The 8,247-nt window shown below is 59.6% G+C and carries 11 protein-coding genes; all 11 read left to right on the top strand.

Annotated elements, in window-relative coordinates:
- The first annotated feature begins 82 nt into the window (after positions 1 to 82).
- Positions 83 to 1,156 carry a DUF637 domain-containing protein gene (locus P3T23_RS46600; RefSeq protein WP_429322776.1) on the top strand — a complete coding sequence of 358 codons (1,074 nt, stop codon included), beginning with the start codon at positions 83 to 85 and terminating at the stop codon, positions 1,154 to 1,156.
- Entirely contained in the window at positions 1,153 to 1,953 is an 801-nt protein-coding gene (locus P3T23_RS46595; protein ID WP_429322773.1) for a hypothetical protein, read from the top strand. The genes P3T23_RS46600 and P3T23_RS46595 overlap by 4 nt, the downstream gene beginning before the upstream one ends.
- Before the next feature lie 48 nt (positions 1,954 to 2,001).
- A complete protein-coding gene (locus P3T23_RS46590) occupies positions 2,002 to 2,262 on the top strand; it encodes a hypothetical protein (protein WP_429322772.1) in 261 nt (86 codons plus the stop codon).
- Positions 2,263 to 2,264: 2 nt separating this feature from the next.
- Positions 2,265 to 2,504, top strand: coding sequence for an Imm74 family immunity protein (locus P3T23_RS46585; protein WP_429322775.1), 240 nt, complete (start codon positions 2,265 to 2,267; stop codon positions 2,502 to 2,504).
- A gap of 53 nt (positions 2,505 to 2,557) precedes the next feature.
- The gene (locus P3T23_RS46580) at positions 2,558 to 2,887 is read left to right on the top strand and encodes a hypothetical protein (protein WP_429322771.1); all 330 of its coding nucleotides are present in this window, start codon (positions 2,558 to 2,560) and stop codon (positions 2,885 to 2,887) included.
- Positions 2,884 to 3,174 (top strand): hypothetical protein, encoded by a 291-nt coding sequence (locus P3T23_RS46575; RefSeq protein ID WP_429322770.1) that lies wholly within the window; start codon positions 2,884 to 2,886, stop codon positions 3,172 to 3,174. The genes P3T23_RS46580 and P3T23_RS46575 overlap by 4 nt, the downstream gene beginning before the upstream one ends.
- A 329-nt stretch (positions 3,175 to 3,503) precedes the next feature.
- Positions 3,504 to 4,082 carry a hypothetical protein gene (locus P3T23_RS46570; protein ID WP_429322769.1) on the top strand — a complete coding sequence of 193 codons (579 nt, stop codon included), beginning with the start codon at positions 3,504 to 3,506 and terminating at the stop codon, positions 4,080 to 4,082.
- Positions 4,083 to 4,321: 239 nt separating this feature from the next.
- Positions 4,322 to 4,492: a hypothetical protein gene (locus P3T23_RS46565; RefSeq protein ID WP_429322768.1), complete on the top strand. Its 171-nt coding sequence runs from the start codon at positions 4,322 to 4,324 to the stop codon at positions 4,490 to 4,492.
- 10 nt (positions 4,493 to 4,502) lie between these two features.
- The gene (locus tag P3T23_RS46560) at positions 4,503 to 4,643 is read left to right on the top strand and encodes a hypothetical protein (RefSeq protein ID WP_429322767.1); all 141 of its coding nucleotides are present in this window, start codon (positions 4,503 to 4,505) and stop codon (positions 4,641 to 4,643) included.
- A 76-nt stretch (positions 4,644 to 4,719) separates the two neighbouring features.
- On the top strand, positions 4,720 to 7,026 hold the full coding sequence (locus P3T23_RS46555) for a filamentous hemagglutinin N-terminal domain-containing protein (protein ID WP_429322774.1): 2,307 nt from the start codon (positions 4,720 to 4,722) through the stop codon (positions 7,024 to 7,026).
- Positions 7,026 to 8,247 (top strand): ShlB/FhaC/HecB family hemolysin secretion/activation protein (locus P3T23_RS46550; protein WP_429322766.1); only part of this gene is annotated, 1,222 nt, incomplete at its 3' end. The genes P3T23_RS46555 and P3T23_RS46550, both read left to right, overlap by 1 nt.

Raw genomic sequence — 8,247 nt, 5'->3', positions numbered from 1 at the left:
TCAGTCATAAGTTGCGTCCGCAATGTGTAAGCTGCGGACGCAATCTTGTTCCCTCTCACCCGCAGGTTCCAGATGAGCCGAAATTACCGCTTACGCTGAAGCGGTAATCCAGGCAAGCGCTCAGACGGCGATTGAAGGTGGTAGTTTCCTGACCGCCCTGAAAAACGATGCGGTCTCTGATGTGGCGGCCGCTGGTGCCTACGATATCGGTACCGCGAATGATGCGAATGCTTTCGGAACTGGCGTGCCGGGTGAAGTTGGCTATATCGCCGCCCATGCGGCATTGGGCTGCGCGGCCAGCGCGGCGAGCGGCACAGGATGCGCGGGCGGAGCCATTGGCGGCGCAGTGAGTGCAGCACTGACGCCGTACGTTGCCAGTGCCATCACGGGTGGCGATCCGAATGTAACGTCAGGACAGGCTGCTGCGATCGCAGCCTTCGCGACGTTCGCCGGAGGGGCGCTCGCGGGGCTGGCAGGACAGAATGTCGAGGCGGGCGCGTTCGCCGCTCAGAACGAGGCGATCAATAACTGTCTGGGTCACCCGCAGAGCTGCACGCAACTGCTCACTAACGCCGTTTCGAGCGTCGGCACGAACATCGGAGACTGGATCGCATCGCCGACGGGGCTGCAGGTCATGGCAATGCTGTCGATGAATGCAGACATTGGTGGCACTGCGGGCGAGGAAGAAGGGCTTATCGAGGGAGCGGAGAGCGCGTTTGCTGCAGAGGAAGCCGGAACTTTGGCCAATGTCGCCGTTGCCACAAACACGGCGGCAACTGGCGCCAACGTGTGGGGCCTTAATCCGATAGCCCGTGGTGTTACTATCGAATCGCAACTCGCTCAGACCGAATACAGTGCCGCTAATGGCTGGTATCAGGTTGGTGCTGAGAATAATGGCTATTTCCCGCTCGTCGATTTCCAGAATGGAAACACGCTGGTGAGCCTGAAGACTGTCGATACGACTGGATCGACATGGCTTCCGCGCATGGAGGGTGTGATTGACCAGCTTGGTTCGAGTAACGCGACGGTCAATGGATCTCCGGCAAACATGGTCTTGGATATGCGTGTGCAACCTGGTGGCGCCGCAGCAGCCCAACAATTAATTAGCTATGGTGCCCAGCAAGGCGTTACCGTAAGGATTATGGTATATCCATGACAAAACGTGACCGAACAGAGGAATTGACGCTCGTCTTTATGCTGAAGGACCCTACGGATTCAGCAGAGATGATCTTGGGCGAAGATAAGGTGAAATTTCAGCCAAGAACTGGTTCCGTTGCACCACTCGATGCGCTCAACCTCCTCATTTGCAGGATGCAGGCGCTCGGTATTCAAACGACTTTCACCGAAGGACGAAGGACCATCTCGACGACCTCCCTCCGGAAGCAGGTCGAGACGAAAGGCACATGGGGACATCTGGAGACGGCGGACCTTTCTCTCCGATATGGGGTGGCCGGGTCCTATGACCATTGTTTCGTTTCGATCCGTGAGAAGGTGGCAAATGTGGCGGGTGATTGGAAAGCATGGATGATCCCGTTTGTCGAATTGGACGGATTTGTCGAGGGATGGGTGGCGGATGTCGAATACAACCACTGGCAGAACGCGAAAGATCCAATTGAATATGAAGTCACCGGCCGTGACTTCTCGCATTTGCCCATGAAGTCGAATGGCCTGCCGCCTCCGCTCGAGCAGATGGAGATTGACACGTCCCGTAACCCGGGACGCTGGGTGTTGCGATCAGGTTACGTCGAGGCTGTCGGAGCGGTCATGTGGTTGAGCGAATTGTTTTGGGATCGAGTCGGACGAGATCATAAGAACCGTTTGAATTCAACGGAGTGGCCTCAAACGAGTGAACCAGCGAAGGGGATTATGGAAGTTCGCATATCGGAACGTTGCTTTATCTCCGAGGAAACTGCTGATATTCAGAATCGGCTGAGGGCATGCTTGTATAGTTAGCAAATGGGCCAAGTTGCACGCTGATCTCCCGACGTGAGAGGTAGGGACTTGTTGCCACAAACAGTGCAAATGCCAGCATGGGACGCGTCGAATCCTTCGGTGGTGCAAGCTTGGCAAAACATTTCCGCGCAGTATGCGGCAGGAGCATCGGGATCCGTGCGCGCAGTCATCGGCTCGAATCTCAGGCCGGGCAACGTTTGGGAAACGGCAGAATTGCCAGCGTTGATGAATAATCCCAAGGTGACCCAGATCACAACTATCGACCCTGCAACGGGTGCAAGCAAGGTCATCTTTACGCGAGGCAAGTAACGATTCTTGACGTATCACGAGGGCACATCAAGGTGAAAATCATGGACCGGATTGCAACGGTGGGGGGCGAGATGTTCTTCCCCGGGAACGACAAGCTAGGCTTTGTCGTCTACTCGGATACCATCGGTTTCTGGGACCCGCCAGATCAGGCCATTCGGATTTCGCCGACAGAGAAGCAACTCATATTGGACGATATAAAAGCTGACTTCGCTAAAGGCGGCCACAAGCTTGACATCGAGTAGCCACAAACACGGCGGTTAGTCAGGCAGATCTCGACACGCTTGCGGCGAATGGTGTGAAATTCACGCCGCAAAATGTTGTCGCGACTGGAACAACACCGAGTGGGCAAGTTGTTTTCCTCGAAACCGGCAGTTCCAGCGCCGGTCTGCAACACATCATTGAAGAACATGGTGCAGAGTTTGCGAACATGGGGGTGTCGCCAGCACAAATTCCCGAGGTTGTAATGCAAGCCGTAACGGAAGGAAACATCGTTGGCTATCAAGGCTCGGGTACAGGTCGACCTATCTATGAAGTGACGGTGAATGGTCAACAACAAAAGATCGCAGTTACAGTCGGAAGCAATGGGTTTATCGTGGGTGCGAATCCGAGGGGGAGCGGCAAATGAGAAAGATCAAGGTAATGGCTGACTATCAATGCCATCCTCTATGGGATATGTCACCTGGAATGTACGGCGACATCGACCCGAATACATTGCCCATCTCGGTGGAACTTAAGCAACAGTTCGTAGACTGGGCACGAGTGTTCGATGAAACGCTGGATATGTCGGACCCCGCAAGCTCCGGCTTCAAAAGTTCGGAAGCAGCGGCCGCCTTCAGAGCGAAGGGTGTTCAGCTTGCCGAGCAATTGCAGAAAGAACTCGGCGCCGATTTTTTGATTTCCGTCAAGGTGTAACTTGCCACAAACAGCGTACAACAGGGTCCGTCCTCGACATACAACACGTCGATTACTAGGCCTGGGAGCCAATACCAAAATGTGCAGACCAACGTTACGGCTGAGCAGTTTGAGTCAAACTTGGTTTCGAACGGGTACAGTGTCACTAACCAAGGCACAAACAAAAACGGTCCTTTCACGGTATTGAGCAATGGAACCTCTACCTACACTGTCTATACACGAACGTCCACGGGCGAGGTAGGAGCTCAGTACTTTGGGCCGGGCGGGGCATCAGCAAAGTTCAGTCTTAATGGGCAATAGTGATGGGGCGGGACGCGATGGAAGCGCACATGAACAACGCTGCTCGGCGCAAAGCATTCGACACTGTGATGCGATCGCTCGACTTCGATAAGCTGCTACCTGAACGTGTTTTCATCGGGGAGTGGACGCATTTCCTCTTTTTCGAGTCCGATCGGATTTTCGAGTCAGGATTTATGGACGCAATGTGCCAATTACTGCGTCTTGAACACGCAAAGGTTGCATGTCTTCTCAACGTCGATAAGACGGAAGTGTTTGAGCTTGAGAATGTGGCAGCACTCTTCCTTGACGAGGCAGTTTTTGGCAAAGAGTATGGCGACGAGCTACGTGCTGGTGGTCCTGCGGATGCTTGGCTTTATAGAGTTGATCGGTACGCTTGCGCCTCCGATGTCGGTGAGTGGTGTATTTATTGCGAAAAGAGCAACGATATTGCGGTAGTAGGTTTACGTAGCGCTGACGGAATCAAAAAATTTGAAGCACCTCTGCAGCATTTGTGGGCAAGGCCGATTGAAGATCTGATGGACGGAGGGTGTTCCCCCCTGTTTCCGTTTGACCACTTGGTCCCGGCATGGCGTGAGGGATTGGTAAGTAACTATCGCAACGGAGGCTAAGCTGGTCGGAGAGGCCTTTCCAACGCCGGATTTGATGACGACCCGAATGCCATCACCGTTGACGGCGATGCTGCGAAGGGATGACGTGGCACGGAAAAAGTCATCCAGTCCACATGAAGTCACCTTAGCAGTGCAAAACGTAAAATTATGTCAAAAATTGGCAAGCCGATCTTGGGGTGCTCTCGTTGAATATGCAAAGAGAACAGACGGACTTTCAGACTTCGGGCGAAATGAAATGGATGATTGAGCTGCGACGCGTTGCGGCTGATGCGCCCCGCTCAAGACAATGGTCGGGCCGTCGCCTTGTCGTCGTGGCGCTTGCGCTCATTCCGTTGGCCCTGCTATTCGCATGGGGCTTTCTGAATCTGATGCTCGTGCTGGTCTTTCCCGGCCCGTCGGCCACCCACTGAAAAGCATTCGATGCGCCTCACTTCCCTGCTGATTTCGCTCCTTGCCGCAGCAGCGATCCTGCTCGCTGGTGGCTGCGCAATGTTCGGCTGCGGCGGGGCGGCCACCAACAATGCCGCCTTTGGCGGGTGTCACGCCGGCACGACCTTTTAATTCCAGCTTGAAATTTATGTATCTACGTGAATCAGGAGTGCGCAGGCGTTCGCTCGCCCCAGGGACCCTTTGTGTCCTGACACTGGCAGCGTTCGCGCAGGCTGCTGTTGCCGCTGGAATCGTCGCCGACGGCGGCACCGCGACAGCAATCTCGACCGCTGCCAACGGCCACCAGACCGTGAACATTGCGCCGGCATTTGGCGGTGTCTCGCACAACACCTATTCGTCGTTCAACGTCGGCAAGCCGGGCGCGGACCTGAACAACACCGGCGTCAACGCACAGACGATCGTCAACCAGGTCACCAGCACGAACCCGTCGCTGATCCAGGGGGCGATCGGGGTGCTGGGACCGCGCGCGAACGTGATTCTGGCGAACCCTAATGGCATCACGGTCGACGGTGGCAGCTTCGTGAACGCTGGTCATGTCGTGCTGTCCACCGGGCAGGTCAGTTTCAATGACGTGACGCTTGCCCCCGGCATCACTCAGCGCAATGTCGTGCTAACGACGAACGGCGGCACGATCACGATCGGTGCCGGCGGCCTGTCCGGCACGCTGGTCAACCTCGACCTGGTCTCGAAGCAGCTTGCCGTCAACGGACCGGTGACCAACGACTACACCAGTTCCACCGGCGGCGTTCGCGCGATCGTGGGAGACAGCACGACCACCTGGGACACGGGCTTTTCGCCGACCGACAATGGTCACGACTGGCTGACTGGCCTCACCTCGCCCGGTACGAACAGCCCCGGTTTTGCGGTCGACATTACGGCGCTGGGTGGCCTGACGGCCGGGCGTGTCGAACTGATCGTCACCGACAAGGGCGCGGGCGTGCGCAGTCTCGGGTCGCTCTATGCGACGGCGGGCGACGTCGTCGTGTCGGCCAATGGCGACGTTGGTGTCATCGATGGCTCGATCGGGGCCAAGGGGGGCAATGTCAGTATCGCCACGTCGGGTGCGGTTTCGCTACAGGGCGCCGTGCTTAATGCTCCGGGCAGTGTCACGGTCGACGCGAACGGCATCACGCTGTCCGGCGACGCGACCGGCGCCTCGAAGGTCACGGCGGGCAACGCCGTCAATCTGACCAGTGCGGCGGCCATCGTCAGTACTGGCAGCGTGATCCAGGCGTCAGGCATGGTCACAGCCGACGGTACGACCAGCGGCGGCGATGTCACGCTGAACGCGGGCGGCGGTGCTGTCGGTGTTACCGACGGCTCGATCACGGCCGCGCACGATATCCGGATCACGACACCAGGCGCGCTGTCGCTGCAGGGTGCACAGGCCAGCGCGGCGAACAGTGTGACCGTCAACGCGAACGGCATCGCATTGACCGATGACGCGATCGGCCCCTCGACCCTGAGCGCAGGCAATGCCGTGAGCCTCACCAGTGCGGGCGACATTTCGAACACGGGCAGCGTGATCCAGGCGGGTGCCCTGTCAGCGGACGGCACCCCCGTTGGCGATGGCCTGACATTGAATGCAGGCGGCAGCATCGCCAACCGGTCGACGGGTGCGAACCTCGGGGTCATCTTTGCGCAAGGTGGTGTCCTTTCGCTGAACGCTGCCGGCGACATCACCAACGAGAACGCCCGGATTCTGGGCAACCAGGGCGTGAGTCTCGCCGCGCAGGGCGATGTCTCGAACCTCATCGACCATACGGACGGCACGGCCAACGGCCAGCCGGTCGCGTATTCGAATGCCGGCGGCAGCTTCCTGTTTTTCACGCACACGACGAGCGGCTTCGACGTCGATTACGGCGCGGTCAGCCAGCCCGACCAGCTGGCATCAATCGCGTCGGACAGCGGCCCCATCACCATTTCCGGCCGCAATGTCTCCAACACGGGCGGCCTGATCCAGTCCAACGATGGCGATATCACAATCACCGCGCAGCAGGCCTTTACCAACGCGGCCGTGTTCGCCGGACAGGCAAGCTATTCGCGCGGCTGCTGGATCGTCTGTCATGCGAGCGCGTCGAGCGACGTCGCGTCGTACGGCGGCACGATCCAGACCGGCGCCAGTATCTCGATCAACGCCGGCACGGTCGCAGCCAACATCGGCGGCACCGTGTACGCGAAGGGTGATATCAGCGTCACCGCGCCGGTCACCTACGCGCAGGGCGTCACCGGCTACTCGGCGATCAACCAGGATCGCGGCTTCAAGGCGTTTTTCGGCAGCACCTGGGCGCAGATCCTTGCGACCGATGTGGGTGGCGGCTTCGCTGCTGACGGCCTGGTCACGCTGGTCGGCGACGGCGTGATCGATGGCGGCTACATTTCGGGCGGCAAGGGAACCAGCGCCACCGGCGGCATCACCACCGTGCGCGCGCCGTCGAGCACGCCGGTGCAGATCGGCCAGCACCTGGGCCTGACGACGTGGTGGTGGTATTGATGCGCGCGTTGGTGGAATTCATCCGGGCTGCATGGTGGACGCTGTTGCTGGCCGTGGCTGCGCTGGTCGCTGCCATTTTCCTGAACCAGCGGGCGTACGCGCAGACCGTGCCGGGCGCACCGCCTGCGCCGCCGGTGCGCCCGGTTCAGGACCCGGCGCAGCAGCTGATCGACCAGCAGCGCGCGCGGGCGCGACAGCAGCAACTGAACCAGCCGCCCGCCTCGATCACGCTGCCGGCCCCGGAGGCGGGAACGACGCTGGAGATTCCGCCCGATACACCGGTCGACCAGATTGCCGAAACGGGGCCGACCTTCCAGGTGAGCCGGATCATGCTCGGCGGCCCGAATGGCAGCGCGTTCGTGAACCCCACCGGGGTGCCGCAGGCGACGCTCGATGCGATCATCGCGCCGTTCACGGGGCACGCGCTGGGCGCGCACCGGATCAATGTGCTGCTCAAGCGGCTCACCGATGCGTTCGTGTCGGCGGGCTATGTGACCACGCGCGCCCTGCTGGGTCCGCAGAACCTCGGCACGGCCACGCTCACGGTGACCGTGCAGGTCGGCCGCATCGAGGCGTTCACGGTGAACGGCCGGCCCATCCAGCGGCTTGCGAAGGATCAGGCGTCGGCTGGTGGGGGCTGGCTGACCGATGCGGGTTACCAGAATGCGTTTCCCGCCGCGCCGGGTGATGCACTGAACCTCGGGGATCTCGATCAGGGCGTGGCGCAGATCAACCGGCTGCGGCGCAACCAGGCGCAGGTGCAGATCCTGCCGGGTCAGAGCCCGGGTGATTCGGTGGTTGCGATTGCGAACCAGCCCGGCGACCGTTTGTACACCACGTTGGGCGTCGACAATTACGGCAGTTCGGCGACCGGCGTCACGCGCTACCGCGCGGGCGTCGAGGCCGACAACCTGCTCGGCCTGCAGGAGTCGCTCAGCCTGAACTTCATCGACAGCCTGGAGAGCAACGCGATCGTCGGCTCGCTGGCGGTGCCGTTCGGCCGCCATACCTTCAGCTACACGTTCTCGGATTCCGAATACCAGCAGGTAGTTGGGACGACGGCGCTGGAGTACGGCCGCACGCTCAGTCACATCTTCGGCTGGAACTACGCGCTCGATCTGAGCCCGGCGGGCGTGACGAATCTCGATGCGACGCTGTCGTGGCGCCGCACCGACCGCGACGTGAACGACATCGACCTCGATCCGCAGCATCTCGCCGTGT

Source organism: Paraburkholderia sp. GAS448, assembly GCF_050435685.1.
In the GTDB taxonomy this organism is placed as follows: domain Bacteria; phylum Pseudomonadota; class Gammaproteobacteria; order Burkholderiales; family Burkholderiaceae; genus Paraburkholderia.
This window is presented reverse-complemented; position numbering and strand designations above follow the sequence as displayed.

Bases quoted from the DNA above. Each gene is read 5' to 3' on its own strand.
- P3T23_RS46595 (WP_429322773.1), top strand. From the start codon at position 1,153: ATGACAAAACGTGACCGAACAGAGGAATTGACGCTCGTCTTTATGCTG.
- P3T23_RS46575 (WP_429322770.1), top strand. From the start codon at position 2,884: ATGAGAAAGATCAAGGTAATGGCTGACTATCAATGCCATCCTCTATGG.
- P3T23_RS46570 (WP_429322769.1), top strand. From the start codon at position 3,504: ATGAACAACGCTGCTCGGCGCAAAGCATTCGACACTGTGATGCGATCG.
- P3T23_RS46565 (WP_429322768.1), top strand. From the start codon at position 4,322: ATGATTGAGCTGCGACGCGTTGCGGCTGATGCGCCCCGCTCAAGACAA.
- P3T23_RS46560 (WP_429322767.1), top strand. From the start codon at position 4,503: ATGCGCCTCACTTCCCTGCTGATTTCGCTCCTTGCCGCAGCAGCGATC.